Annotated in this window: 26 protein-coding genes; 20 read left to right on the forward strand and 6 right to left on the reverse strand. The window is 67.5% G+C overall.

Features of this window, described 5'->3' with window-relative positions; translation table 11 throughout:
* The 4 genes from ACZ522_RS12770 (at position 1) to ACZ522_RS12785 (ending at position 4,600) form a co-directional block, all read left to right on the forward strand.
* Entirely contained in the window at positions 1–1,758 is a 1,758-nt protein-coding gene (locus tag ACZ522_RS12770; protein WP_379698903.1) for an ATP synthase subunit A, read from the forward strand.
* A 1-nt stretch (position 1,759) separates the two neighbouring features.
* Positions 1,760–3,184, forward strand: a complete 1,425-nt coding sequence (locus ACZ522_RS12775) for an ATP synthase subunit B (protein ID WP_379698901.1) — start codon at positions 1,760–1,762, stop codon at positions 3,182–3,184.
* A gap of 164 nt (positions 3,185–3,348) precedes the next feature.
* Positions 3,349–4,047: a V-type ATP synthase subunit D gene (locus ACZ522_RS12780; RefSeq protein ID WP_379698899.1), complete on the forward strand. Its 699-nt coding sequence runs from the start codon at positions 3,349–3,351 to the stop codon at positions 4,045–4,047.
* 124 nt (positions 4,048–4,171) lie between these two features.
* Positions 4,172–4,600: a DUF6276 family protein gene (locus ACZ522_RS12785; RefSeq protein ID WP_379698897.1), complete on the forward strand. Its 429-nt coding sequence runs from the start codon at positions 4,172–4,174 to the stop codon at positions 4,598–4,600.
* Positions 4,601–4,636: 36 nt separating this feature from the next.
* Here the strand turns inward: ACZ522_RS12785 and prf1 are convergent, their stop codons facing one another.
* Positions 4,637–5,887, reverse strand: a complete 1,251-nt coding sequence (gene prf1, locus ACZ522_RS12790) for a peptide chain release factor aRF-1 (RefSeq protein WP_379698895.1) — start codon at positions 5,885–5,887, stop codon at positions 4,637–4,639.
* A 142-nt stretch (positions 5,888–6,029) separates the two neighbouring features.
* Here prf1 and minD point away from each other — a divergent pair, with 142 nt between their 5' ends.
* Complete coding sequence (minD, locus tag ACZ522_RS12795; protein WP_379698893.1) at positions 6,030–7,421, forward strand: cell division ATPase MinD; 1,392 nt, start codon at positions 6,030–6,032, stop codon at positions 7,419–7,421.
* Positions 7,422–7,499: 78 nt separating this feature from the next.
* Complete coding sequence (locus ACZ522_RS12800) at positions 7,500–7,646, forward strand: hypothetical protein (protein WP_379698891.1); 147 nt, start codon at positions 7,500–7,502, stop codon at positions 7,644–7,646.
* Between the two features lie 3 nt (positions 7,647–7,649).
* Here the strand turns inward: ACZ522_RS12800 and argS are convergent, their stop codons facing one another.
* A complete protein-coding gene (argS, locus tag ACZ522_RS12805) occupies positions 7,650–9,404 on the reverse strand; it encodes an arginine--tRNA ligase (protein ID WP_379698889.1) in 1,755 nt (584 codons plus the stop codon).
* 290 nt (positions 9,405–9,694) lie between these two features.
* On the opposite strand from argS, the gene ACZ522_RS12810 reads away from it, so the two are divergent.
* Positions 9,695–10,402, forward strand: coding sequence for a DUF120 domain-containing protein (locus tag ACZ522_RS12810; protein ID WP_379698887.1), 708 nt, complete (start codon positions 9,695–9,697; stop codon positions 10,400–10,402).
* A 2-nt stretch (positions 10,403–10,404) separates the two neighbouring features.
* On the forward strand, positions 10,405–11,085 hold the full coding sequence (ribB, locus tag ACZ522_RS12815) for a 3,4-dihydroxy-2-butanone-4-phosphate synthase (RefSeq protein WP_379698885.1): 681 nt from the start codon (positions 10,405–10,407) through the stop codon (positions 11,083–11,085).
* Here the strand turns inward: ribB and ACZ522_RS12820 are convergent.
* Positions 11,077–11,961 (reverse strand): NAD-dependent epimerase/dehydratase family protein, encoded by an 885-nt coding sequence (locus ACZ522_RS12820; protein ID WP_379698883.1) that lies wholly within the window; start codon positions 11,959–11,961, stop codon positions 11,077–11,079. The genes ribB and ACZ522_RS12820 overlap by 9 nt on opposite strands.
* 92 nt (positions 11,962–12,053) lie before the next feature.
* On the opposite strand from ACZ522_RS12820, the gene ACZ522_RS12825 reads away from it, so the two are divergent.
* Positions 12,054–12,983, forward strand: coding sequence for a branched-chain amino acid transaminase (locus ACZ522_RS12825; protein ID WP_379698881.1), 930 nt, complete (start codon positions 12,054–12,056; stop codon positions 12,981–12,983).
* Positions 12,984–13,037: 54 nt separating this feature from the next.
* Here ACZ522_RS12825 and ACZ522_RS12830 read toward each other — a convergent pair whose 3' ends face one another.
* Positions 13,038–13,628 (reverse strand): DUF502 domain-containing protein, encoded by a 591-nt coding sequence (locus ACZ522_RS12830; protein ID WP_379698879.1) that lies wholly within the window; start codon positions 13,626–13,628, stop codon positions 13,038–13,040.
* 175 nt (positions 13,629–13,803) lie between these two features.
* On the opposite strand from ACZ522_RS12830, the gene ACZ522_RS12835 reads away from it, so the two are divergent.
* The 7 genes from ACZ522_RS12835 to ACZ522_RS12865 all read left to right on the forward strand — a co-directional run bounded on the left by ACZ522_RS12835 (position 13,804) and on the right by ACZ522_RS12865 (position 20,299).
* Positions 13,804–14,346 carry a CDP-2,3-bis-(O-geranylgeranyl)-sn-glycerol synthase gene (locus ACZ522_RS12835; protein WP_379698877.1) on the forward strand — a complete coding sequence of 181 codons (543 nt, stop codon included), beginning with the start codon at positions 13,804–13,806 and terminating at the stop codon, positions 14,344–14,346.
* A 223-nt stretch (positions 14,347–14,569) separates the two neighbouring features.
* Positions 14,570–15,091, forward strand: coding sequence for an orotate phosphoribosyltransferase (gene pyrE, locus ACZ522_RS12840; protein WP_379698875.1), 522 nt, complete (start codon positions 14,570–14,572; stop codon positions 15,089–15,091).
* A 139-nt stretch (positions 15,092–15,230) separates the two neighbouring features.
* Complete coding sequence (locus ACZ522_RS12845) at positions 15,231–15,950, forward strand: phosphoribosyltransferase family protein (protein ID WP_379698873.1); 720 nt, start codon at positions 15,231–15,233, stop codon at positions 15,948–15,950.
* Positions 15,951–16,208: 258 nt separating this feature from the next.
* Entirely contained in the window at positions 16,209–17,621 is a 1,413-nt protein-coding gene (locus tag ACZ522_RS12850; RefSeq protein ID WP_379698871.1) for an NCS2 family permease, read from the forward strand.
* Positions 17,622–17,777: 156 nt separating this feature from the next.
* Positions 17,778–19,157, forward strand: coding sequence for an aryl-sulfate sulfotransferase (locus ACZ522_RS12855; RefSeq protein ID WP_379698869.1), 1,380 nt, complete (start codon positions 17,778–17,780; stop codon positions 19,155–19,157).
* Between the two features lie 160 nt (positions 19,158–19,317).
* Positions 19,318–19,566, forward strand: coding sequence for a glutathione S-transferase N-terminal domain-containing protein (locus ACZ522_RS12860; protein WP_379698867.1), 249 nt, complete (start codon positions 19,318–19,320; stop codon positions 19,564–19,566).
* Between the two features lie 121 nt (positions 19,567–19,687).
* On the forward strand, positions 19,688–20,299 hold the full coding sequence (locus tag ACZ522_RS12865) for a trimeric intracellular cation channel family protein (protein WP_379699932.1): 612 nt from the start codon (positions 19,688–19,690) through the stop codon (positions 20,297–20,299).
* 12 nt (positions 20,300–20,311) lie between these two features.
* Here ACZ522_RS12865 and ACZ522_RS12870 read toward each other — a convergent pair whose 3' ends face one another.
* A complete protein-coding gene (locus tag ACZ522_RS12870; RefSeq protein WP_379698865.1) occupies positions 20,312–21,298 on the reverse strand; it encodes a transcriptional regulator in 987 nt (328 codons plus the stop codon).
* 161 nt (positions 21,299–21,459) lie between these two features.
* On the opposite strand from ACZ522_RS12870, the gene ACZ522_RS12875 reads away from it, so the two are divergent.
* Positions 21,460–22,728 carry a TiaS agmantine-binding domain-containing protein gene (locus tag ACZ522_RS12875; protein WP_379698863.1) on the forward strand — a complete coding sequence of 423 codons (1,269 nt, stop codon included), beginning with the start codon at positions 21,460–21,462 and terminating at the stop codon, positions 22,726–22,728.
* 27 nt (positions 22,729–22,755) lie between these two features.
* Here ACZ522_RS12875 and ACZ522_RS12880 read toward each other — a convergent pair whose 3' ends face one another.
* Positions 22,756–23,214 (reverse strand): DUF7382 domain-containing protein, encoded by a 459-nt coding sequence (locus ACZ522_RS12880; protein WP_379698861.1) that lies wholly within the window; start codon positions 23,212–23,214, stop codon positions 22,756–22,758.
* 75 nt (positions 23,215–23,289) lie between these two features.
* Here ACZ522_RS12880 and ACZ522_RS12885 point away from each other — a divergent pair, with 75 nt between their 5' ends.
* Genes ACZ522_RS12885 through ACZ522_RS12895 form a run of 3 tightly spaced genes read left to right on the forward strand, consistent with a single transcriptional unit; the run spans position 23,290 to position 25,127 of the window.
* On the forward strand, positions 23,290–24,393 hold the full coding sequence (locus ACZ522_RS12885; protein ID WP_379698859.1) for an ATP-binding protein: 1,104 nt from the start codon (positions 23,290–23,292) through the stop codon (positions 24,391–24,393).
* Between the two features lie 21 nt (positions 24,394–24,414).
* Positions 24,415–24,756 carry a CrcB family protein gene (locus tag ACZ522_RS12890; RefSeq protein ID WP_379698857.1) on the forward strand — a complete coding sequence of 114 codons (342 nt, stop codon included), beginning with the start codon at positions 24,415–24,417 and terminating at the stop codon, positions 24,754–24,756.
* The gene (locus tag ACZ522_RS12895; protein WP_379698855.1) at positions 24,753–25,127 is read left to right on the forward strand and encodes a fluoride efflux transporter FluC; all 375 of its coding nucleotides are present in this window, start codon (positions 24,753–24,755) and stop codon (positions 25,125–25,127) included. The genes ACZ522_RS12890 and ACZ522_RS12895 overlap by 4 nt, the downstream gene beginning before the upstream one ends.
* Positions 25,128–25,185 lie beyond the last annotated feature (58 nt).

Consider the following 25,185-nt stretch of genomic DNA (forward strand, 5'->3'; position numbering starts at 1 on the left):
ATGAGTGCAACACAAGAGACCGTCCGAGAAGACGGCATCATCGAGAGTGTGAGTGGTCCTGTCGTGACCGCCCGTGACCTCGACGCCCGAATGAACGACGTCGTCTACGTGGGCGACGAAGGTCTGATGGGCGAGGTCATCGAAATAGAGGGTGACATCACGACGATTCAGGTGTACGAGGAGACGTCCGGCGTCGGTCCCGGCGAACCCGTCGAGAACACGGGCGAACCGCTGACCGTCGACCTGGGCCCCGGTCTGCTGGACTCCATCTACGACGGCGTCCAGCGACCCCTCGACGTGCTCGAATCGAAGATGGGCAGCGCGTTCCTCGACCGCGGCGTGGACGCGCCCGGAATTGAACTGGAGAAAGAGTGGGACTTCTCGGCCGAAGTCGTCCCCGGCGACACCGTCGAACCCGGCGACGTCGTCGGCGTCGTCGAGGAGACGGTCACCATCGACCACAAGGTCCTGGTCCCGCCGACCTACGAGGGCGGCGAAGTCGTCACCGTCGAAGAGGGCGACCTCACCGTCGACGAGACGGTGGTCGAACTCGACAACGGCGAAGAGATAACGATGCATCAGGAGTGGCCGGTCCGCGAGGCCCGTCCGTCCGCGACGAAGAAGACGCCACGGACGCCGCTCGTCTCCGGTCAGCGCATCCTCGACGGTCTGTTCCCCATCGCGAAGGGCGGGACGGCCGCCATCCCCGGTCCGTTCGGGTCCGGGAAGACCGTCACCCAGCACCAGCTCGCGAAGTACGCCGACGCGGACATCATCGTCTACGTCGGGTGCGGCGAGCGCGGTAACGAGATGACCGAGGTCATCGACGACTTCCCGGAGCTGGAGGACCCCTCCACCGGGAACCCGCTGATGGCCCGCACCTCGCTCATCGCCAACACGTCGAACATGCCCGTGGCCGCGCGGGAATCCTGCGTGTACACGGGTATCACCATCGCGGAGTACTACCGCGACATGGGGTACGACGTCGCACTCATGGCCGACTCCACCTCCCGGTGGGCCGAGGCCATGCGCGAGATATCCTCGCGCCTCGAGGAGATGCCCGGCGAAGAGGGGTACCCCGCGTACCTCGCTGCGCGCCTCTCCGAGTTCTACGAGCGCGCCGGTTACTTCGAGAACATCAACGGCACGGAGGGGTCCGTCTCCGCCATCGGGGCCGTCTCCCCGCCCGGCGGCGACTTCTCCGAGCCCGTCACCCAGAACACGCTGCGCATCGTCAAGACGTTCTGGGCGCTGGACGCCGACCTCGCGGAGCGTCGGCACTTCCCGGCCATCAACTGGAACGAGTCGTACTCGCTGTACAAGGACCAACTCGACCCGTGGTTCCAAGACAACGTCGCCGCCGACTGGCCCGACGAACGCCAGTGGGCCGTCGACGTCCTCGACGAGGAGGCCGAACTCCGGGAAATCGTCCAGCTGGTCGGTAAGGACGCCCTGCCGGAGGACCAGCAGCTGACGCTCGAAGTCGCGCGGTACCTCCGCGAGGCGTACCTGCAACAGAACGCGTTCCACCCGACGGACACGTTCTGTCCGCCGGAGAAGACGTACCTCATGCTCACCGCCATCCACCACTTCAACGACGAGGCGTTCGAGGCGCTCGAAGCCGGCGTCCCGGTGGACGAGATTATCTCCATCGAGGTCGCCCCGCGCCTCAACCGCATCGGCGTGCAGGAGGACTACGAGGAGTACGTCGCGGAACTGAAAGACGACATCTCCGAGGAACTTCGGGAGCTGTACTAAGATGAAAGAGTACCAGACCATCACCGAAATCAGCGGTCCGCTGGTGTTCGCCGAGGTCGACGAGCCGATCGGATACGACGAGATCGTCGAAATCGAGACGCAGAACGGCGAGACGCTGCGCGGGCAGATCCTCGAATCGACGGACGGCCTCGTGGCCATCCAGGTGTTCGAGGGCACGAGCGGTATCGACCGGAACGCGTCCGTCCGCTTCATGGGCGAGACGCTGAAGATGCCCGTCACCGAGGACCTCCTCGGACGCGTCCTCGACGGGTCGGGCCAGCCCATCGACGGCGGCCCCGACATCGTCCCGGACGAGCGCCACGAAATCGTCGGCGCGGCTATCAACCCCTACTCCCGGGAGTACCCCGAGGAGTTCATCCAGACCGGCGTCTCCGCCATCGACGGCATGAACACGCTGGTCCGCGGACAGAAGCTCCCCATCTTCTCCGGGTCGGGGCTGCCGCACAACGAACTCGCGCTCCAGGTCGCCCGTCAGGCGACCGTTCCGGAGGAAGAGGAGGGCGACGACGACGAGGGCTCTGAGTTCGCGGTCATCTTCGGCGCGATGGGTATCACCGCGGAGGAGGCCAACGAGTTCATGGAGGACTTCGAGCGCACGGGCGCGCTCGAACGCTCGGTCGTCTTCATGAACCTCGCGGACGACCCCGCAGTCGAGCGGACGGTCACGCCGCGCCTCGCGCTCACCACCGCCGAGTACCTCGCGTTCGAGAAGGACTACCACGTGCTGGTCATCCTCACGGACATGACCAACTACTGCGAGGCCCTGCGCGAAATCGGCGCGGCCCGCGAGGAGGTTCCGGGCCGTCGTGGGTACCCCGGGTACATGTACACCGACCTGGCGCAGCTGTACGAGCGCGCCGGTCGCATCCAGGGCCGCGAAGGCTCCGTGACGCAGATACCCATCCTCACGATGCCGGGCGACGACGACACGCACCCGATTCCGGACCTGACCGGATACATCACCGAGGGGCAGATCTACGTCGACCGGGACCTGAACAGTCAGGGCATCCAGCCGCCGATCAACGTGCTTCCGAGCCTCTCGCGTCTGATGGACGACGGTATCGGCGAGGGCCTCACGCGCGCGGACCACGCGGACGTCTCCGACCAGATGTACGCCGCGTACGCGGAAGGTGAGGACCTCCGCGACCTCGTGAACATCGTCGGCCGCGAGGCGCTGTCGGAGCGTGACAACACGTACCTCGACTTCGCCGACCGCTTCGAGGAGGAGTTCGTCGATCAGGGGTACGACACGAACCGCTCCATCGACGAGACGCTCGAAATCGGCTGGGATCTCCTGTCGATGTTCCCGAAGAAGGAGCTCAACCGTATCGACGAGGAGCTCATCGAGGAACACTACCGCGAGGACGCCGCCGACGAGGGCGCGGAAGAAGTCACCGCCGACTGACCGGCGTCTCTCTCGGACGTTCTTTTCGGACGACGCCGAACGCGGAGCGACGGCGCCGCGCGTCGCAATGTACTCTTCTTCGCGTACGCGTGCGCGAATAATCATTGTCCGCCGAGTCAGACTAAAAAGGATTAACCCCCTCCGTCCACAAGCGTCCCCCAAGGATGGCCAACGACGTCAAACCGACTCGGAAGAACCTGATGGCGATAGAGGACCGCATCGAACTCTCCGAGCGAGGCCACGACACCTTGGAGCAGAAGCGGGACGGTCTCATCATGGAGTTCATGGACATCCTCGACCAAGCGCAGGACGTCCGTTCGGAGCTCAACACCAACTATGAGACCGCCCAGCGGAAGATAAACATGGCGCGCGCGATGGAGGGCGACGTCGCGGTGCGCGGCGCGGCCGCGGCGCTGAAGGAACACCCCGAGATAACGACCCAATCGAAGAACATCATGGGCGTCGTCGTCCCGCAGATCGAGTCCTCCCGCGTGAAGAAGAGCCTCGACCAGCGCGGATATGGACTGCTCGGGTCGTCGTCGCGCATCGACGAGGCCGCGGACGCCTACGAGGAGCTGTTAGAGAGCGTCATCCTCGCCGCCGAAGTCGAGACGGCGATGAAGAAGATGCTCAGAGAGATCGAGACGACGAAGCGCCGCGTCAACGCGCTGGAGTTCAAACTCCTGCCCGACCTCTACGAGAACCAAGAGTACATCGAGCAGAAGCTCGAAGAACAGGAGCGCGAGGAGACGTTCCGCCTGAAGAAGATCAAGGGCAAGAAAGAAGAAGAAGAGAGGGAAGAGCGCGAAGCAGAGGAGGCCGAGACGGTCCCGCAGGAACGGCCGGCCACCGCCGACGACTGACCGACGCTCGGCGTCCGAGTCGGTCGCACCCCTTCGGCCGCACCATCCAGTTTTCTCTCGCTTCTGTCGCCCGCCGGAGGACGGTATCGTCGGGTTTTCACGCGTCCGCGTCTCACCTCGACGTATGATTCGTACGTGTACGGCCTGCGGCGGCGATTTAGTTCCGTTCGCGGTTCCGGACGGACTCGGAACTCACGCGCCCGACGCGCCCGCCGAGGGCGACGGCGGGGCGTCGGACGCCGCGACGCTCTGTTCTCGATGCCTTCGGACGTACCCCGAGTTCGACGCGCCCGACGAGTCCGACGCGCCGACGTTCGACGCCGTGGCGGAGTACTTCCCCCGCGGCGACGGCGGCGCGGCGGTGGCGCTTCTCCTCGGGATGCTCGACTCGCTGGCGTTGAACCGCGCCGCGATAGAGACGCTGGTGGACCGCGCCGAACGGGAGGGAGTGGACGTTCTCCTGACGCTCGACCGCATCGACGGCGACGCGGCGCTGGACCCGCACTTCGACGTGGGCCGCCGCCGCACGCAGGTCGAACAGCTACTGGTCTGAGCGCTCGGAGACGAGACGAGAAGAGTCGGTCGGCGTTTAGACGCCCGTGGCGTAGCGGAGGATGCCGGCGACGCCGCCGAAGGCGTCGTGTAGCTGTTCGCCCTTCTCGAAGTCGGTCGAGATGAACTTCGTCTCGGTCCCTCGCTGTTCCGCGATGGACATCAGGTGTTCGATGACGTCCTCGCGGTCCTTCTTCTCGGCCTCCTGACCGCACTCGGTGCACTCGTGGCCGGGGTCGCCGTGCCGGCGGTCCACGACTTCGTACTCCTCGTGGCCCTCGGGACACTGGTAGACGACTACGTCCGAGTGGAGGTCCTCCGAGAGGAGGAGTCGGTCCACCGACCCCATGACGAGGTTCTTGCGGGTGGGGCCGAACCCGTAGGTCGCCTCCTCGCCCGTGTGGAGCTTCTCGAAGAACTCCTCCATCTGGGACTTGTCCTTCATCACCTCCTGGTCGGCCAGCACGTCCTGTGCGGCGTCCACGAGGTCGTAGAGGCCGGACTCGTCGGTGTAGGAGACGTCGAACTTCCCGACGACGAGGTCCTGCAGTTCGTGGTGGAGGTAGTCGCCGTCTAAGAACTCGTCTTTCGTCGGCGACGGACCGCCGACGAGGATTCCGTCCAAGTCGTGCCGCTTGGCGACGAACAGCTCGTTGGCCATCTCCGCGACTTCCTGATAGAAGTTGTCGATGGCTTCCAGACGGAGGCGGGCGAAACGCTGGGCGGACTGGCCACCCTTGCGCTGTTTGCCGGGGACGAGCGAGGACGCCGACTTGACCGGTTCGACGCGCTTGCCCTTCAGCCACCCGACGTTCGCCTCTCGCCGGTCGAGGACGACGAGGCCGAACAGCCCCTTGTCCGTGAGCATGTTCTCCAGCGGTTCCGTCAGGAAGTCCGAATCGCAGTGATAGCGGAACGACTGGATAGGTTCGGGCGGACTCTCCAGCACCTTCGTGACCATCTCGGTCTGGCCGCCGCCGGAGTTCACCGCACCGGAGAAGATGACGATGCCGTTGTCCGGCGGGAAGGTGTCGTAGTAGCGGAGGCGGTCCTTGATGGAGGTCAGGGCGTCTTGGACGGCCGTTCGCGTCTGCTTGGACTTGATGTTCGACGCCTCCGAGTGCTCCTGCGTGACGTGGGCGACGACGTCGGATATCTGCTTGTCATCCGGGATATAGATAGTGACGAGTTGCGTTCCGGAGCCCTCGAAGTCCTCGAGCTCCTCGATGACCTTCCGGAACTCGTACTTCCGGCGGTCTTCGCTCACCTCTTCGGCGTCGGTACTCATTGTCGACTCTAGGCCGGCGAGAGGCTAAGTAACCTACGACTGTCGCGGAACGTTCGGACGAGCGGCAGAATCGACGGTGTGCGGGCGGTTCGCTCGGAATAGGTTTATGTGGTTGTCTTGGGTGAGTCCGAACGAGTAAGATATGGGACGGGTGTACGCAGTGGTCAGCGCGAAGGGAGGCGTCGGGAAGACCACGACGACGACGAATCTCGCGGCGGCGCTCGCCGCGGCGGGCGCGGACGTCGCCGTGGTCGACGGCGACCTCGGGATGGCGAACCTCGCAGGGGCGTTGGGCGTCGTGCCGACGGAGCCGACGCTCCACGACGTTCTCGCCGGCGAGGCCGACGTGACCGAGGCGACGCAGGAAGGACCGCACGGGATGGCCGTGGTACCGGGGGCGACGGACCTCGACGCGTTCGCCCGCGCGGACCCCGAGGGTCTCCGCGCGGTGCTCTCGGAACTGGCCGACCGACACGAGTACGTCCTGCTGGATACCGGCGCAGGACTGAGTAACGACACCGTCGTCCCCCTGACGTACGTGGACGAGGCGCTTCTCGTCTCGACGACGGGGCGCGATGCATTGGGGGACACGGAGAAGACGCGACAGGTGGCGGTGCGACTCGACGTGCCGGTGGCGGGCGCGGTGCTCACGCGGGCGGACCCCGAGGACCCGAACGTCGCCACCGTCGAGGAGCAACTCGACGCCGAGATACTGCGGGCGATACCGGACGAACCGGTCGTCCGGCGCGCGGGCGACGCGGGCGAACCGCTCACGACGTTCGCGCCCGGAAGCCCCGCCGCCGCGGCGTACCGAGCGCTCGCCGCCGACCTGACCGGCGAGTCGGTTCCGCAACCCGACGCCGCGCCGGACGAGGCGCGCGAGGAGGGCGGTTCGACCGACGACGCCGACCCCGCGGACGCGGATGCGGATACGAATGCAGAGACGGACGCCCCGGCCGCGGACGCCACGACTGCGGACGCCGACGCCGCTTCCGCCGCAACCGCGGACGAAGGCGATTCGGCGTGTGACGCGGACGAACGCGACGGAGACGCCGGGGAGTCGGAGGGCGAGGCCACCGAACGCGACGACGGCATCATCGTCGCGGGCGACCACGAGGCCGACGGGACGCCGGAGCAACTCGACGAAGACGGCGAGAGTGCGTCCGACGACGAAGGCGTCTCCGCCGAGGAGGCCGAGGAGGCCGTCGAGTCCGTCGAGTCCGTCGAGGAAACCGCCGAATCCGACGGCGACTCCCCGCCGGACCCGCTCGCGGACCGGACGGCGAACGACGCGGCGGACGAGAGCGCGGACGACGGTCCCCTCGTCGAGGCCGCCGAACCGGACGCGACCCCCGAGGACGAGCAGATTCCGTTCGCGAGCGGCGACGACGGTGCGGACGGCGAGGACGACGAGGAAGAAGACGACGAGGACGGCGTCTACACGACCGAGTTGGGCGAGAGCGCGGAGGGGACGAACGAGCGCCGCGACGACGAGCGGAAGAAGGGCGGTCTGTTCGGTCGGTTCCTCGGCTGAGTCGCCGGCGGTCGCCCCGCCCCGTCTGCGGAGCGACGAACGGGAAGTTCTTTTACGCGGCTGTTCGCAGGCGTTGGTATGGCAGAATCTAACTCTGGCGTCCCGTTCTGGTGGATCGTCCTCTTCGTCCTGCTCGCGTTAGGCGCGGGTGCGCTCGCCGTCACCAGCGTCGGCGGGACGCTCGTCTCCGCGCCCGAAGTGCTGATCCCCGTCTTCGGGCTGTAACGCCTACATCGAGTCGGGCGCTTCGATGCCCAGCACGGAGAGCGCGTTCGCCACGGTGTGGCGGGCCGCCTCGACCAGTCCGAGGCGGGCGGCGGCCACCGCATCGTCGTCGGCGTTCAGCACCGACCGCTCGCGGTAGAACGCGTTGAACGTCTCGGCGAACTGCCGGACGTACGTCGCCACGACGTGCGGTTCGAGGTCGTCGGCCGCCTCCTCGATTACGGCGGGGAACCGCGCGATGGTCGCGATGAGCTCGCATTCCTCGGGCGAATCGAGCAGGGAGGCGTCGGTGGTCGCCTCGATGCCGGACGATTCGGCCTCGTCGAGGATGCCGCAGCAGCGAGCGTGGACGTACTGGACGTACGGGGCGGATTGGGCCTCGAAGTCCAAGGCGCGCTCCCACTCGAACGTGATTCCCTTCGTCGGCTGTTTCGAGACGATGTCGTAGCGGACGGCCCCGATGCCGACCTGCCGGGCGATTCGCTCGATGTCTTCCTCGTCGAGTTCGTCGTCGCGGATGCGACTGTCGAGGCGCGTCTCGACCTCCTCGCGGGCGCGCCGGACCGACTCGTCGAGCAGGTCGTCTAAGTCCACGCCCGTCCCCTTCCGGGTCGACATCCCGCCCTCGGGGAGGTTCACCCACGAGTAGAACGTCTGGCGGAGCTTTTCGGTGTCGTTGCCGAGTATCTCCAAGGCGGTCTCAAGCTGTTCGGCCTGCAGTTTGTGGTCCTCGCCGAGGACCGTCACCGCCTCGTCGTAGTTGTCGAACTTCCACTCGTGGTGCGCCAAGTCGCGGGTCGTGTACAGCGTCGTCCCGTCCGACCGGAGGAACACGAGGTTCTTCTCGAAGCCGAACGGCGAGAGGTCCAGTTGCCACGCCTCCTCCTCGTAGACGGCGTAGTCGGAGTCCTTCAGTCGCTGAACGAGGTCCTCGGCGTCGCCGTTGCGGATGAACTTCGTCTCCTTGACGAACCGGTCGAACTCCGCGGGGAGGCGTTCCAGCGAGGCGGTCATCCCCGACAGCACCTGATCCACGACGACGGCGACGCGTTCGAACGTCTCCTCGTCGCCGGCTTCGAGGCCCTGCATGATGCTCGCTATCTCCTCCTCGGCGGCTTCGACCTCCTCCTCGTCGCCCTCTTCGAGGAAGGCGTTGCCCTTGCGGTAGTACCGCACGAGATCGTAGTCCGAGCGGTCGCGCTCCGGTTCCGGCAGATCCTCCTCGTCGAACGTCTCGTAGGCCCACGTGAAGACGGCGACCTGTCGCCCGGCGTCGTTGACGTAGTAGTGACGCTCCACGTCGTTGCCGGCGAAATCGAGGATGCGCGCGATGGCGTCGCCGAGGATGGGATTCCGCGCGCGCCCGACGTGGACGGGACCGGTCGGATTCGCACTCGTGTGTTCGACCACCACGTCTTCGCCCGTCTCGGGGAGGCGGCCGTACTCGTCGTCGCGGCCCGCTTCGAGCGTCTCGGCGTAGTAGGCGTCCGAAACGTGAAAGTTCACGTACGGTCCCTGCGGCACGGCCGAGTCGAGGTACGTGTAGCCCGTGGCGTCTATCTCCTCTGCGATGTCCACGGCGACTTTCGGCGGCGGCGCGCCGACTTCGCCCGCCAACCGGAAGGCGACGCTCGACGCGAGCGTCGCCGAGACGTCCTCCGGTGGCTCTTCGACGCCGAGGTCGTCGGTCGGTAAATCGAGCGCGGAGAGCGCAGCAGAGACCGCGTCCTCGACCTCCGAACGGAACTCTCTAAACATGCTCCGAGGTTCTTGTGGCGCGGCTAAAGGCCTTTCCGAACGCCGTCGGAGCGGTCGCGGCCGCGGTTCGGACGCGCCGACGGCGTTCGCCCTCTGCGGTCGCACCGTTCGTCGCTCGGGCCGACGAGGCGGGCGTCACCGCCGGAACCGACGCACTTACCCCCGTCGTCCGACAATCCCGTTCACGAACCGGTCCGTCGCGGCGACCGACTCCGCGGGCCGCCCATCACGATTCTGTTACGCATCTCATATTCGGTACGCTTATTTCGGGTCGTCTCGAAGACGTGGACATGTCAGAATCGGCAGTCGCCGCCGTCGGGTACGACGAACTGGCCGCGTTGAAGTTCGTCGCCCTTGAAGGCGGGCGCTCCGGCCCGGTGAAGGTCTCCTGCTCCGGTCTGGCCTCGCGCCTCGACGCCTCCGGTCAGACCGCCTCGCGCCGCCTCCAGCGACTCGAAGACGCCGGCTACGTCGAACGCGACGTGGTGGCGGACGGGCAGTGGGTCTCGGTCACCGACGAGGGCGAGGCGGCCCTCCGCCGGGAGTACGCCGACTACCGCCGCATCTTCGAGACGGACGAGTCCGAGACGGTCGAACTCGGCGGCACCGTCACCGGCGGCATGGGCGAGGGCAAACACTACATCTCGCTTCCGGGGTACATGGAACAGTTCGAGGACCGCCTCGGCTACGAACCGTTCCCGGGGACGCTCAACGTCCGCCTTGACGACGACAGCGTCCGGACGCGCGCCGGGATGGCGTCGCTCTCGGCAGTCCCCATCGACGGATGGGAGGACGAGGAACGGACGTTCGGCCCGGCGACCTGTTACGCCGCGACGGTCGAAACGGATGAGGACGCCTACGAGGAGGCGCACATCATCGTCCCCGAACGCACCCACCACGACGAGAGCCAACTGGAGATCATCGCGCCCGAGAAACTCCGGGACGAACTCGACCTCTCGGACGGCGACGCGGTCACCGTCCGGGTGGAGGAGGTGTGACGGTGACCGGAACCCAACGGACGGACGACTCTCTCGCCCGCGCCCTCTCGGCGTTCCGGGCGGGCGACCCCGTTCTCGTCCACGACTTCGACGACAGGGAGGGCGAGACGGACATCGTCTACCCCGCGCGGTCGGTGACGGCGGCGGACGTGGCCCGCCTCCGCAACGACGCGGGCGGACTCGTCTGCGCCGCACTCTCCGACGACGCCGCGGAGGCGATGGATCTCCCCTTCCTGGAGTCCGAAATCGACCACCCGGCCGCCGGCGACCACGACCTGGCGTACGACGACCGGTCGTCGTTCTCCCTGCCGGTGAACCACCGCGAGACGTTCACGGGAATCACGGACTCGGACCGAGCGCTGACCATCACGAAACTGAGCGAGGCGGCCGACGCCGCCGTCGGAGGCGAGTACGACGCAGAGGACTTCGCCGCCGACTTCCGCGCGCCCGGCCACGTCAACGTCCTCCGGGGCGCGCCGGGACTCCTCGACGACAGGCGCGGTCACACCGAACTCGGCCTCGCACTCGCCGCGGAGGCGGGCGTCGGCCCCGCGGTCGTCGTCTGCGAGATGCTCGACGACGAGTCGGGCGCGGCGCTTTCGACCGACGCGGCGCGCGAGTACGCCGATCGTCGCGGCGTCCCGTTCCTCGACGGCGACCGAATCGTCGACTCCCTAGCGTAGGTCCCGCCAACTCACCTCGGGTTCCCACCCGAGCAACCGCCGAGCCTTCTCCGTCGAGACGAGCGATTCGTACCCCTCGAAGGAGTTCGTCGTCTCCACGTCGGGGTACTCCTCGGCGACGAGTTCCGCCGTCTCCATCTCCGCCGTCGTGTCGTCCGCGACGACCCAGAACCGTTCGTGGCCCTCGTAGTCGGCTTCGACCGCCCGGCGGATCGCGTCGGCGGCGTCCTCCTGTGTGAGGTACGAGAACAGCGTGTTCCGGATCGTCTTGAAGTTCTCCAACTGGTGAAGCGCCGCCAGTCGCCGGTCGGCGTCGAGGAACGTCTCGCGCATCTGCGCTTCCGTCGGCATCCACGGGAACCGGAACGAGGCGATGGTCGTCGGACCGTCCGATCGCCGGGCGAACCCGTCGGCGGTCACTTCGAGAACCTGCTTGCCGAGGCCGTAGGGGTTCGACGGCGTCAGGGGGTGGTCCTCGTCCACCGGGAGGTACGAGAGGTTGACGGGGCCGGGTTCGAAACTCGCGCCGAGAGCGCTCATGCTGGAGGCGAGGACGACGGTGTCGATGCCGAGCGATTCGGCCGCCTCCAACACGTTGTACGTGCTCATCGCGTTGCTCTCGTAGACGACGTAGCCGGGGTCGTGGCCGGGTTCCGAGAGCATCCCGAGGTGGACGACGGCGTCGGCGTCCGCCGTGGCGAACGCGCCGTAGGCTTCCCCGGCGTCGGTCATGTCTGCCCGGAGGTTCGCGTCGCCGACGGACCCGCCGCTTCGACTGCAGTTCACCACGCGGTACCCCGCGTCTCTCAGTGCGTTCACGACGGTGGGGCCGATGCGACCCGTCCCGCCGGTGACGGCGACAGTCTTCGGTGGCATTCGTGACCGACCGATGCGCCCCGGCGCAAAAAACCCCGCGCGCGTCGCCGTGTCGCCTATCATTTTATCACCTGCCACGCAAACCACGCGGTATGGGATTCGACGAGATGGATGTCGACACTATCTGGATGGACGGTGAGTTCGTCGACTGGGACGACGCGCAGATTCACGTCCTCTCTCACGGACTTCACTACGGCAGCGGCGTCTTCGAGGGCGTCCGCTGTTACGCCACCGACGAAGGGCCGGCCATCTTCCGGTGGGACGAACACTTAGAGCGGTTCTATGCCTCCGGGAAGCCCTACGACATGGACATCCCCTTCGAGAAGGAGGAACTCACGGAGGCGACGATGGAACTCATCCGCCGCCAGGACCTGACGTCCTGTTACATCCGCCCCGTCGCGTTCTACGGCTACGACTCGCTGGGCGTCAGCCCCAAGGACAACCCCGTGCAGGTCGCCATCGCGGCGTGGCCGTGGGGGGCGTACCTCGGCGACGAGGCGTTGGAGAAGGGCGTCGACGTGATGGTCTCCTCGTGGCGCAAGCACGCCTCTAGTCAGATCCCGACGAATGCGAAGACGACCGGCCTGTACGTGAACTCGCTTCTCGCGGGCGAGGAGGCCCGCCGCAACGGGTACACGGAGGCAATCGTCCTCAACAAGGAGGGCAACGTCGCGGAGGGCCCGGGCGAGAACATCTTCCTCGTTAAGGACGGCGACATCTACACGCCCGGCCTCTCCGAGAGCATCTTGGACGGCATCACCCGCGACACCGTCATCGAACTCGCGCGGGAACGCGGCTACACCGTCAACGACAACGCGACCATCTCCCGCGGCGAACTCAACACCGCGGACGAACTGTTCTTCACCGGCACCGCCGCGGAGGTGACGCCCATCCGGAAGGTGGACAACGTCGTCATCGGCGACGGCAGTCGCGGCCCAGTGACCGAGGAACTCCAGCAGGCGTTCTTCGACCTCGTGGAACGTCGCTCCGACGACCACGAGGAGTGGTTCACGTACGTCTGAGGCCGCGGTAGAGAGGCCCGCCGACCGTCTTCGCCTCCGCTCCGCTTCGAGCGGTCAGTCGTCTTCCGTCTGCACGTCGATGTCGATAGCGGAGCGAGACTCGTCCTCCGCGAACCCGGCCGAGAGGATGCGCGTCAGCGCCTCTTCGACGTTCTCGTCGAGTTCCCTGATGTCTTCGGGTTCTACCTCCATCACGAACCCGGTGGTGATGTTCGGCGCCGTCGGCATGAACAGGACCACCCGCCCGTCTTTCGTCGTCTGTCCGGTCTTGAACGCCGTCATCCGGACGCCCGGCCACGTCTCCAGTTGGACGGGCTTTTGGAGGTCCTCGGTCCCCGTCAACGCCGTCTCGACGGCGAGTTTCGAGGCGTTGTAGAGGATGCGGACGAGGGGAATTCGGTTCATCGTCGCGTCGAGGTACGTCTCGAACAGTCGGCCCACGGTTGTGCGCATCAGGTACCCCACCGACAGCACCAGCATCATGAACACGACGATGGCGACGAAGAACCCGAACGGGTGGTCGAGCGACTTGATTATCGGCAGTTTGACGATACTAGTGTAGAGATAGTTGAGAACCCACAGAATGACGAGGATGGGGACCAGTATCACCAGCCCGCTTGCGAAGTCGCGTCTCCACGAGGACATCTATTGATGGGTAGGTGACCCCGCGTCCTTAAGAGAACTTCTGTCCGGACCGTGCGTTGGCACGCCGTTTCGTCGGACGAGTCTAGCGGTTCGGCGGCGGACCGTCCCCCGGCCGAGAGCGTTCGGTTCCGAACGAAATCACGGCCCCTTAAGTTTCGGACGACGACTCCCGAACATGGTACTCGACCTCGTCGCCGTCGCGTTCTGGACCATGTTACCCGCGTACGTCCCGAACAACGCGGCCGTCCTCGCCGGAGGCGGCGCGCCGATAGACGGGGGACGGACGTGGGGCGACCGCCGCCTCCTCGGGGACGGGAAGACGTGGCGCGGCACGGCCGCCGGAACGCTCGCGGGCGTCGCCCTCGCTCTCGTCTGCAACGCCGTCGTTGACCCCGTCTCCGCCTTCCTCGGCGTCTCCCTGCCGACGTTTCCGCTCCCCGCGGCGGTCGGTCTGGCGTTCGGCGCGATGGTCGGCGACATCGCCGCCTCCTTCCTGAAACGGCGGAGCGGGCGGCAACGCGGCGCGGCGTTCCCCGGCCTCGACCAACTCGACTTCGTGGTCGGCGCACTCCTCTTCGCGGCGGCGTTCGACCTCCCGTGGTTCGTCGAGACGTTCTCGCTCCCTATCCTCAGCGTCGTCCTCGTCCTCACGCCCGTCCTGCACGTGACGACGAATATCGCCGCCTACGTCCTCGGCGTGAAGAACGAGCCGTGGTAACCCACCTTTTTCGAGGGGGTCCTCGGCGACGGCTCCGCCGTCGCCTCGAACCCCCTCCAAAAATCTGGACCAAAAACTGCCGCGAGCGAGGGCGAAGCCCGAGCCTCGCGGTTCGTCATCGGTGTCCTCTCCGCACCGCCTGACCGCACCACCTCCGCTCTGCACCGCCCTACCGCCGCGGCGAATCGGCCCGTTTAACCCGTTCGGGTGACCCGACGACAGTATGGCGAACGACGAACTCATCGAGGCCCTGCGCGAGGCCGAGGCGGTCCGGTACGGGGAGTTCGAACTCTCCCACGGCGGCACCTCGGACTACTACGTGGACAAGTACCTGTTCGAGACGGACCCCACCTGCCTCCGACTCATCGCGGAGGCGTTCGCCGAGGAACACGACGGCGAGAAACTCGCGGGCGTCGCACTCGGCGCGGTTCCCCTCGTCGCGGTGACCAGCGTCGAGACGGACACGCCCTACGTCATTGCGCGCAAGAAGGCCAAGGAGTACGGCACGGCGAAGCGAATCGAGGGCCGCCTCGAAGCGGGCGAGGAGATTCTCGTCCTCGAAGACATCGCCACGACCGGCAAGAGCGCCCTCGACGCCGTCAAAGCGCTTCGAGACGCCGGCGCGGAGGTGAACCGGGTCCTCGTCGTCGTGGACCGAGAGGAGGGCGCGGCCGAACGCCTCGCTGAGGCCGACGTAGAACTCGACTCCCTCATCACCGCCGACGAGTTGTTGGCCGACCGGTAACGCCCGTTTCTCTCCCTAACTCCCTCCGTTCCGTTCGCACCGCCGGACCGGCGCCGACTCCCGTTCCGCACGTCTGTGGGCAATTAGTTTCTCATCCACATCGAAGTATTCATACTTACGCAACCTCGTCCATCGGGGTATGAACAGAGCGGAGAAGGCGACTCTCCAACTCCAAGCCGTCGCCGTCCTGCGGATGCTCAAAGAGACCCGGACGTACGACGAACTCGCCGAGGTCACCGGACTGCCCGCGGGCGACCTGAATCGGTACGTCAACGGACACGTCCTCCCCGGAATCGAACGCGCGCGGAACGTCGTTGAGGGCGTCGGACGCGAGGCCCTCGCGACCGAACTCGAAGCCCGCGTCGAGTTCGACGACGAGGGGTACGTGGACAACTCCGGCGTCGTCTTCGACCAGTCGTTTCTCGACCTCGTCGCGCCCGTCGCGGCCAACACCCTCGGGTTCGAGCGACCGGACGTGGTGCTGACGGCGGCGACGGACGGCATCACCCTCGGCGCGGCCATGGCGTCGTACTTCGACGCCCGCGTCGCCTACGCGAAGAAGTCCAAGGAGACGGCCGTAGAGGAGTTCATCGAGTCCCGCCAGCGACTCACCTCTGGCATCGAACTCACCTACTACCTCCCCTCTCGCGCCATCTCCACGGGCGAGAAGGTCCTCGTCGTGGACGACCTCATCCGGTCGGGGGAGACGCAGGAACTCCTCTTGGACATCGCCGAACAGGCCGACGCCGAGGTGACCGGCGTCTTCGCTCTCATCTCCGTCGGCGAGAAGGGCACCGACCGCGCGAAGGAACTCACCGCCGCGCCCGTCGGCGCACTCACCGAGTTCGAGACGGAGTGAGGAGTCCCCGCCGGCGCGTTCGGTCGTCCTCCCGACGCTTCGTCGAATAGTACCTGTTGGGCGCGTCTCTCGTGGGACGATCGCGCCGTCCCCTCGGCCCCCGCGCCGGCGAGCGTGTCTCCTTCGTGCCACTTCTATGCACAGAGACGCGGAGAATACCCCGATATAATTGCCGGCATATGCACGTACGTGGCTATTTTCTCCTCTTTCGATGGTAACGCTTATGATCGGAATAGTGAGTATGCTCACCCGTGCATTATGGGGCTCATTGAGACGCTCGAAGACTACTTCGATGTGCAAGAACACGGGTCGTCGGTCGGGACGGAGATTCTCGCCGGAGTGACGACGTTCCTGACGATGTCCTACATCGTCGTCGTCAACCCGTCGATACTGACCGACCAGCCGTTCATCGAGGGGGCGGACGGTATCGCCATCGCGGGCTACGCACCCAGCGAGGTACAGTCGATGCTCGCCGTCGTGACTATCATCGCCGCCGCGGTGGCGACGCTCATCATGGCGTTCTACGCGAACCGGCCGTTCGGGCAAGCGCCCGGACTGGGGCTGAACGCCTTCTTCGCGTTCACCGTCGTCGGCGCACTCGGCGTGCCGTGGCAGACTGCGCTCGCCGCCGTCGTCGTGGAGGGACTCGTCTTCATCCTCCTCACCGCCGTCGGCGCGCGCGAGTACATCATCCGCCTGTTCCCCGCGCCGGTGAAGTTCGCCGTCGGAACCGGCATCGGGCTGTTCCTCGCGATAATCGGCCTGCAGGCGATGGGCATCGTCGTGGACGACGCCGCGACGCTCGTCACCCTCGGTGACGTGGCGTCCAACCCGGTGGCCATCGTCTCCGTCGTCGGCCTGTTCCTCACCTTCGCGCTCTACGCTCGGGGCATCCCGGGCTCTATCGTCCTCGGCATCCTCGGCACCGCCTTCATCGGGTGGCTCGTGACGTGGCTCGGCGTCGTCCCCGCCGACGCGGGACTCGTCGTCGATTCGACGGAGGCGACGTACAACATCGCACCGCTCGCGGGCGCGTTCCTCGACGGGTTCGGCAACGTCGAGGCGTTCAGTTTCGCGCTCATCGTGTTCACGTTCTTCTTCGTGGACTTCTTCGACACTGCGGGGACGCTCGTCGGCGTCGGTCAGGTCGCCGGCTTCCTCGACGAGGACGGCAACTTCCCCGACATCGACAGACCGCTGATGGCCGACGCCGTCGGCACCACCGTCGGCGGCATGCTCGGCACCTCGACGGTGACGACGTACATCGAGTCCGCCTCGGGCGTCGAGGAGGGCGGCCGCACGGGACTGACCGCACTCGTCGTCGCCGTTCTCTTTCTCGCCTCTTTGGCCCTCGTTCCGCTGGCCGCGGCGATTCCGCAGTACGCCTCCCACATCGCCCTCGTCGTCATCGGCATCGTGATGCTGCGCAACGCCGTCGATATCGACTGGAGCGACATCACCAACACCATCCCCGCCGGGATGACCATCCTCGTGATGCCGTTCACCTACTCCATCGCCTACGGCATCGCCGCCGGCATCGTCTCGTACCCCGTCGTCAAACTCGCCGCGGGCGATCGCGAGGACCTCCGCGCCGGTCACTGGGTGCTGGCGGGCGCGTTCGTCGTCTACTTCTTCGTCCGGACCAGCGGCATCCTCTCCGCGCAGGTGTAGGACCCGCCGCACGGCCCGCCTCCTTCTCTCCGTTCGTCGCGCTGCCCCGTCCCCGACGCCGCCGACTCTCCCCGTCTGACGGCCGCTCGCATCGACTGAGCCCTCCGAGCGAGACCAAAAAAGGTTCACCACTGTACCGACAGTCACTCTGTAGTAATGGTCCCTCTCTCTAGACGAACTGCCGTGCGGGCGGTCGCGTTGGTCCTCGTGATCGCCCTCCTGACGCCGTCTGCGGTGTCTGCCATCACGTACGACCCCGACGACGAGACGACGCTCACCCGCGGGACGGTGACGAGTCCGGCGAACGGTTCGACGGTCGTCAGCGTCCAAGGGTACACGTTCGACGGGTCGACGAACCCGAAGAAACCCGCCCGCGTCATCTCCGTCGGCGAACGGGGGCGGACCCAGTGGACCCACAACGAGTCCGGCGCGTGGTTCTTCGACGTGGACCCCCTGGAGAACGGGAACCTGCTGGTCTCCTCGCCGCGCGACGGCGAGACGGTCGTCTTCGAGTTGAACCCCGAGAACCGGACGCGCGTCTGGGAGAAGCGCTTCGACATCAAGGACACCCACGACGTTGACCGCCTCAGCGAGGACGAACTCGTCGTCTCGAACATGCGAGAGTGGGACGAACAGAACGGATCGATGGACCGCATCTTCGTCTATAACACGACGACCGACGAGGTGACGTGGGAGTGGTACTACCGCGACCACTTCCCCTCGGACACGAACGGCGGGATGACGAGCGACTGGACCCACTCCAACGACGTGGACCCCATCGGCGACGGGAAACTGCTCCTCTCGCCGCGGAACTTCGACCAGGCCATCGTCGTGGACATGGAGACGAAGAACGTCACCCACCGCCTCGGAAGCGACGACAACTACGAGGTGATGCGCGAACAGCACAACCCCGACTGGATGCTGAGCGAGAACGGGACGCCGACGATACTCGTCGCCGACAGCGGAAACAACCGCGTCGTCGAGTACGCCTACGAGAACGGGTCGTGGGTCCGCACGTGGTCCGTCGGGTCGAACGTCCTCAACTGGCCGCGGGACGCCGACCGACTCCCGAACGGCAACACGCTCATCACCGACACGCTCAACCACCGCGTCATCGAGGTGACGCCGCAGGGCGAGATCGTCTGGGAGTACTACGCGACGTGGGGGCCGTACGACGCCGAACGCGTCGAACACGGCGACGGGTCCGCGGACGGGCCGACCATCCGCGACATGAACGCGAGCGGCGAGTACGACATCACCGGCAGCGCGGAACTCCGCGCCGGGTCGGGCGACCGCGTCGGCTTCGCCGGGCAGATGCGCGCGACGTTCGCGGAGACGCCCCTCGAAGGGCCGATGAACGAGTTCGCCACCAAGTGGGCGCACGTCACGCCGTGGCTTCGCCCCATCTGGATGGGTCCGTGGGCGTTCGTCTACGCCGTCTGCGCCGCCCTCGTCCTTCTCGGGTGGGCGGGCGCGGAAGTCGTCCTCCACCGGCGACGCATCGCCGACGGCGTCCGGAACGCCGTCGGGCGCTGACCCGAACGCCGCCGCTTCCGCCTCCACTTCCGCCTCCGCCGTCCCCGGCCTCGCCTCCGCGTCCGCGTCGCGCGGCGAACGTCCGCGCACCGCCGCCCGTGTGTACCGCGGACGCACAGAACCACCGGACTCTTTATTCGCACTCGCCTATCGGCTAGCGATGTCGAATCTCATCCTGTACGAGTTAGAGGGTTGCCCTTACTGCGCGAAAGTGAAGAACAAGCTCTCGGAACTCGACTTGGAGTACGAGTCGAAGATGGTCCCGCGTTCGCACTCCGAGCGAACGGAAGTCGAGGAAGTCAGCGGACAGACGGGCGTCCCCGTCCTCGTGGACGAGGAACACGGCGTCGAGGGGATGTCCGAGAGCGACGACATCGTCGAGTACCTCGACGAGACGTACGCCAACTGAGCCGAAAGCGACCCTTCTCCGTTTGCGGTTCGATGCGTAGCCCTCAAGGCGTCCTCCGCCGTGGGCGAACGTAGTGGTTCAGGACATCGTCGGCGCAGTTTCTGTGGATCCGTTCGTGGCGATGAACACCGTCGGACTGGTGGCGTTCGCACTCGTCGGAGCGACGAAGGCGATACGCGAGGAGTTCGACGTGTTCGGCATCGCCGTCGTCGGACTCGTCACGGCGTTCGCCGGCGGCGCGACGCGGGACGTCCTCGTCGACCGCGTCCCGTTGGCGCTCAGGTCGTTCGGCGAAATCGGGTTCGGCGTGCTCGGCGTCGCCCTCGCCGTCGGCCTCAACGTCGCGTTCGACTCGGCCGACGAACATCCGATCGCCCTCCTCTCGGACGCCGTCGGCCTCGCGGCGTTCGCCACCGCGGGCGCCATCGTCGCCACCAACGTCGGCCTCTCGGGGTTCGGCGTCGTGGCGATAGCGACCATCAACGCCGTCGGCGGCGGCGCGTTCGCGGACGTGCTCCTCGACCGGTCGCCGTTCATCCTGTTCGACGACTTCTACGCGAGCTGTGCGGTTCTCGGGGGGACGTGCTACTGGCTGGTGACGACGTTCGCCGGGACGCCGGGTGCCGCCGCGGCGGTGTGCGCCGCGGTGACCGTCGGGTCGCGGGCGGCGGCGGTCACCTACGGGTGGTCGCTCCCGACGGCGCAGACGCTCGATCGGCGGGCGAGAGGCTGAAAGAAGGGTCGGCTACGCTTCCTCGGGTTCGCGGGCGCGCTCCCGAAGCAGGTCGCGAATCTCGTCGGGGTCGTCGATGGCGGCGAGTTCCTCGCAGCTGACGAGGGCCGTCCCGTCCACGGAGTCGCGCTTCGACCGGTCCTCGGTGAAGTAGACGGACCGGGTCTGGGTCACCTCGCCCAGAGAGGACATGATGCGGGCGCGCTTCTCGGCGCTCCGGGTGAACGGCGAGTGACCCGTCAGCATCGGCATCCGGTCGCTGCGCCGAGTACTCCGGTCCTCGTCCTCGCTGACGGCCTTGAACGGCGCGCGCGCCGTGGGGTGGACGGTGAACCCCGCGCGCGTGAGGATGTGGACGACGTGTTCGTCGTCGGGGTCCGCCGCCGGGTCCTCCGGCGTCGGGTCCGCCTCGCGAACCTCCTCTGCGCCGTCCATCACGTCCACCGGGTTCGAGAACGGCTTGTCGAACATCTGTTCGAGCTGAATCGCCACCTCGATGCTGGCGTTCATGCCGTCTTCGTACTTCGAGACGGTGCGGCGCGAGACGCCGAGTTCGTTCGCCAGACGCCCGAGGCTCCACCCTCGCTCTTGGCGTTCGTCCGCCAACAGGTCGCCGTCGATGTTGACGTAGAGGCCGCCGGGGGCCGCGTAGATGAGCGGCGGGACGCCCTCCACGAACAGGTCCATCGCGGTGTCGGGGTTCATCACGGGCACGCCGTGACGGAAGTAGACGACTTCCGGTTTGAGCTCCTCGTCGCGGGTCCGCAGGCCGACGACCATCGGCGTCGCGGACAGGTACGTGCCGAGACGACGCATCTCCGCGCCGGTCGCGGCGTCGAACGCGTCGATGTTCCCTAGAATCTTCAACAACACCAAGTCTTCCCCGCGCCGGGCGGCGAGGTCGAAGCTCTTGGGACGGATTGCACAGCGGTCGCTGACGAGGAATCCGGCGTCCTCCAGCATCGCCGTGACGTTTCCGACCAGAGCTGACCGGGACATATTCATGTATAAGTGATTCGCCACATATAACTGTTTTCTCGCCCGTAATCGCCCGCGTCGTTCGATTCCGCCGGACGCGTCGGTATCTTTATGTACGGCCGTCGGTCGCTTCGGGCTCGAAACTCGAAAGGCGTTACACCCTCGGCGCGGTAGCGTCGCCCATGACGGTCATCGGGCTGGACGACACCGACTCCCGGGAGCGAGGGATGTGCACGACGTACCTCGCGACGTTGGTCGCCGACGCCGTCGAGGCGGCCGGCGGCCGCGTGCGGCGGCGGTTGCTCGTCCGACTCAACCCCGCGGTGAAGCACAAGACCCGCGGCAACGCCGCACTCGCTCTCCACGTCGAGTTCCCCGCCGAGGACGCCCTCGCCGTCGCAGTCTCGGAGCTCGAACCCCTCGCGGAGACGGACGACCCGCGGACGAGTCCAGGCGTCGTCGTCGCGCCGGGCGACCCGGAGGACGTGCCGGACGCGGTGGCCGACTTCGCCCGCCGCGGCGTCAGGGACATCGTCGATACCGAGACGGCGACGGCGCTCGCCGAGGAGGCGGGGTACGAACACCGCGGGTGGGACGGCGGACGCGGGCGCATCGGCGCTCTCGCCGCTATCGGCGCGTGGACCGCCTTCGACGAGTGGACGTACGAGCACATCTCCTACCGGGAGTTCGACCGGTGCGGGACGGCCCGCGACGTGGACTGGGACTCCGTCTTCGAGGCCGCGGAGGCGTTCTACCCCGAGGCGTGGGACACCGTGGACCGCGAGGAGGGACAGGCCGTCTGCGTCCCGAACGCGCCCGGCCCCATCCTGCACGGCGTCCGCGGCGACGACCCGGAGGCGGTCCGGAACCTCGCGGCCCGGATCGAGTCGGAACCCGTCGAACGCGCGGCCACCTTCCTGACGAACCAAGGGACGGACGTGCACCTGCGGGACGGCGAAATTGGTTCCCTCCGCGACGCCGCCGCCTACCGCGTGGACGGCACCGTCGCCTCGGACCCCGAGACGCGCCGCGGCGGACACGTCTTCTTCGAACTCGAAGACGGCGACGAGTCGATAGCGTGCGTCGCCTTCGAACCGACCAAGCGGTTCCGCGACAGGGTTCGCGCCCTCCGCGTCGGCGACGACCTGACCGTCTGCGGCGAGGTGACCGAGGGAACGCTCAAACTGGAGAAGTTCGCCGTCCGCTCTCTCGTCCGCACCGAGGAGGTCACGCCGACGTGCCCCGACTGCGGGCGTTCGATGAAGAGCGCGGGCCGAAATCAGGGGTACCGCTGCCGGGACTGCGGAACCTCCACCCCGGAGAAGGAGACGGTGCGCGCGGACCGCGAACTCGAACGCGGGTGGTACGAGGTGCCGCCCTGCGCGCGCCGCCACATCTCGAAACCGCTCGTCCGCGGCGGGTTCGACGCGCCGACGCACCCCGAACGGTAGCGGTCTCCTTTCCGCTCCCTTCGTTCCTCACTCCCGGACGACGAGAACCGCCGTGTTCTCTCGCCTATCGACGAACTGGCTCCCGGCGGGCGGTTTCACGTCCACGACGAGCGTTCCGCTCTCCTGATTCGCCCTGACGTCCGGGGAGACGGTCACCGTCGCCGTCCCGTTCGCCCCGGACTTACCCGTCTTCACGCCGTCGATGTCGGCGGTCCCGTCTTTCACGACGACGGTCGCACCCTCCACGGGGTCGCCGTCGGCGTCCACCACGAGGAGGTCCAGTTCCTGTTCGCCCGGCGTCACCACGTCGGGGTCCGGTTTCACGTCGAGTTCCGAGACGGCCAGTCCCTGCACGCCCGAGAGCATGTTCAGCATGACGCTCATCGTCGCCACGCCGACGACGAGGGCGATGACGAGGCGAATCGGCAGTCCTTCGATGGCCCGGTCGTCGGCGGCGAACCGCTGGAATCCGAATCTGTCGAACATGGGGTCGGTGGTCCCGTCTCCCGGTATAAACCCTCGTCCGAGGATTCAAGTGCGGTGTCGCGGCCAGACACCTCGATGCACACGGACACGGAGACGGACGCGGGCGCGGAGGTTCTCGGTCGGCGGGGAGACGGCAGCGGCCCATCGGTTCGTTTCGGACGCCACCGCGCCCGCGACGGAAGCGACGGCGCGCCGGTCGCGGTGGACGTGGACCGCCCGCACGCCGCCCTCGTCGTCGGAAAACGAGGGTACGGAAAGTCCTACACGCTCGGCGTCCTCGCGGAGGGGGCCGCCCGGGCGTCGGGCATCGCGCCCGTCGTCGTCGACCCGATGGGCGTCTTCGACGGACTCGCCGCGTCCGCGACGGACGGCCCGCCCGTCCCTGCCCGCGTCGTCCGGACGCCTCGGGTCCGCGCCGACGCCGTTCCGCCCTCGGCGTGGCCGACGCTCGTCGGGTGCAACGGGAACTCGCCGGTCGGGTCGGTCGTCTGGCGCGCCGCGGCGGCGACGGAGACGCTGGCGGCCATGCGGGAGTTCATCGCCGACGCGGACGCCCCGGCGGCGACGGTTCGCGCCGCGGGGAACCGACTCAGCCGCGCCGAGGCGTGGGCGGTGTTCGACCCCGACGGCCTCGACGCCGACGAACTCGCCGGGGGAGAGGCCACCGTTCTCGACGTCTCGTCGCTCGACCCCGCGCCGATGAACGCGGCGGCGTACGCCGTGGCGAGCGGACTGTACGACGCCCGCGTCTCGGGGACCGTAGACCGCCTCCCGTGGCTCTTCCTCGACGAGGCGCACGCGTTCTTCGACGGCGTGGCGGGGCCGGCGCTCGAAACTATCCTCACGCGCGGGCGCGCACCCGGCGTCTCCCTCGTCGCCGCGACGCAACGACCGAGCGCGCTCCCCGACGTCGCCGTCTCGCAGGCCGACCTGCGCGTCATCCACCGCCTCACCGCCGGCCCGGACATCGACGCGCTGGCGGCGGCGAACCCGACGTACCTCGGTTCGACGCTCAGAGAGCGACTGCCCGCCGCGCCGGGGGAGGCGTTGGTCGTGGACGACGCGGCGGAGGCGGTCAGGGACGTGACCGTTCGCCGCCGCCACACTCCCCACGGCGGCGCGAGTCCCCGCGCGAGCGACGCGTCTCCGGACCCGACGCCGACCGAAACGGAGGAGTAGGCTCGGCGGGAGACGCCACGCATGGCCGACAGATTCGACCCGCTCCTCGTCGCGTCCGGCGGTTTCGCCGGCGCGACGCTCCGGTATGGCGTCGGCGCCGCCCTCCCGGGGGCCGCGGGCACTCTCGCGGTGAACGTGGCGGGGAGTTTCCTCCTCGGGGCGATGCTCGCGTTCGCCCCGACGCGCCGCGCGCGGGTTCTCCTCGGGACGGGCCTCCTCTCTTCGTTTACGACGTACAGCACGTTCGCCGTCCAGACGGCCGCGCTCGGTCCGACGTGGGGCGCGGCGAACGCGGGGGCGAACTACGCTCTCGGCTTCGCCGCGGCGTTCGCGGGACTCGCCGTCGGGGGGCGTCACCGGTGAACGGTGCCGTTACCGCCGCGGGCCACCTCCCGCCGGCGGTTCTCGTCGGACTCGGCGGGTCGGCGGGCGCACTCGCGCGGTACGGCGTCGATACGGCGTTCGGAGGCGGCCGCCGGGCGACGCTCGCGGTGAACGTGGCGGGGAGCGTCGCCCTCGGCGCAGTCGTCGCCGCCTCGCCCCCGGCTGCCGTCGCGACGGCGCTCGGAACGGGGTTCTGCGGCGCGTTCACGACGTTCTCGTCGTTCGCCGTCGCAGTCGCGGAGGACACCCGAGACGGACGGCCCGACGACGCCGTTCGGTACGCCGCCGTGACGCTCGGAACCGCGCTCGTCGGGGTGGCCGTCGGAACCGCACTCATCGGCGCAGTCTGACCGCGGCCGTCCGCCTCCCGCGGTGGCGGTGTTTCTCGTGGGTGTCGTTACCGTCGGC

The sequence above is a fragment of the Halopelagius fulvigenes genome, assembly GCF_055398025.1.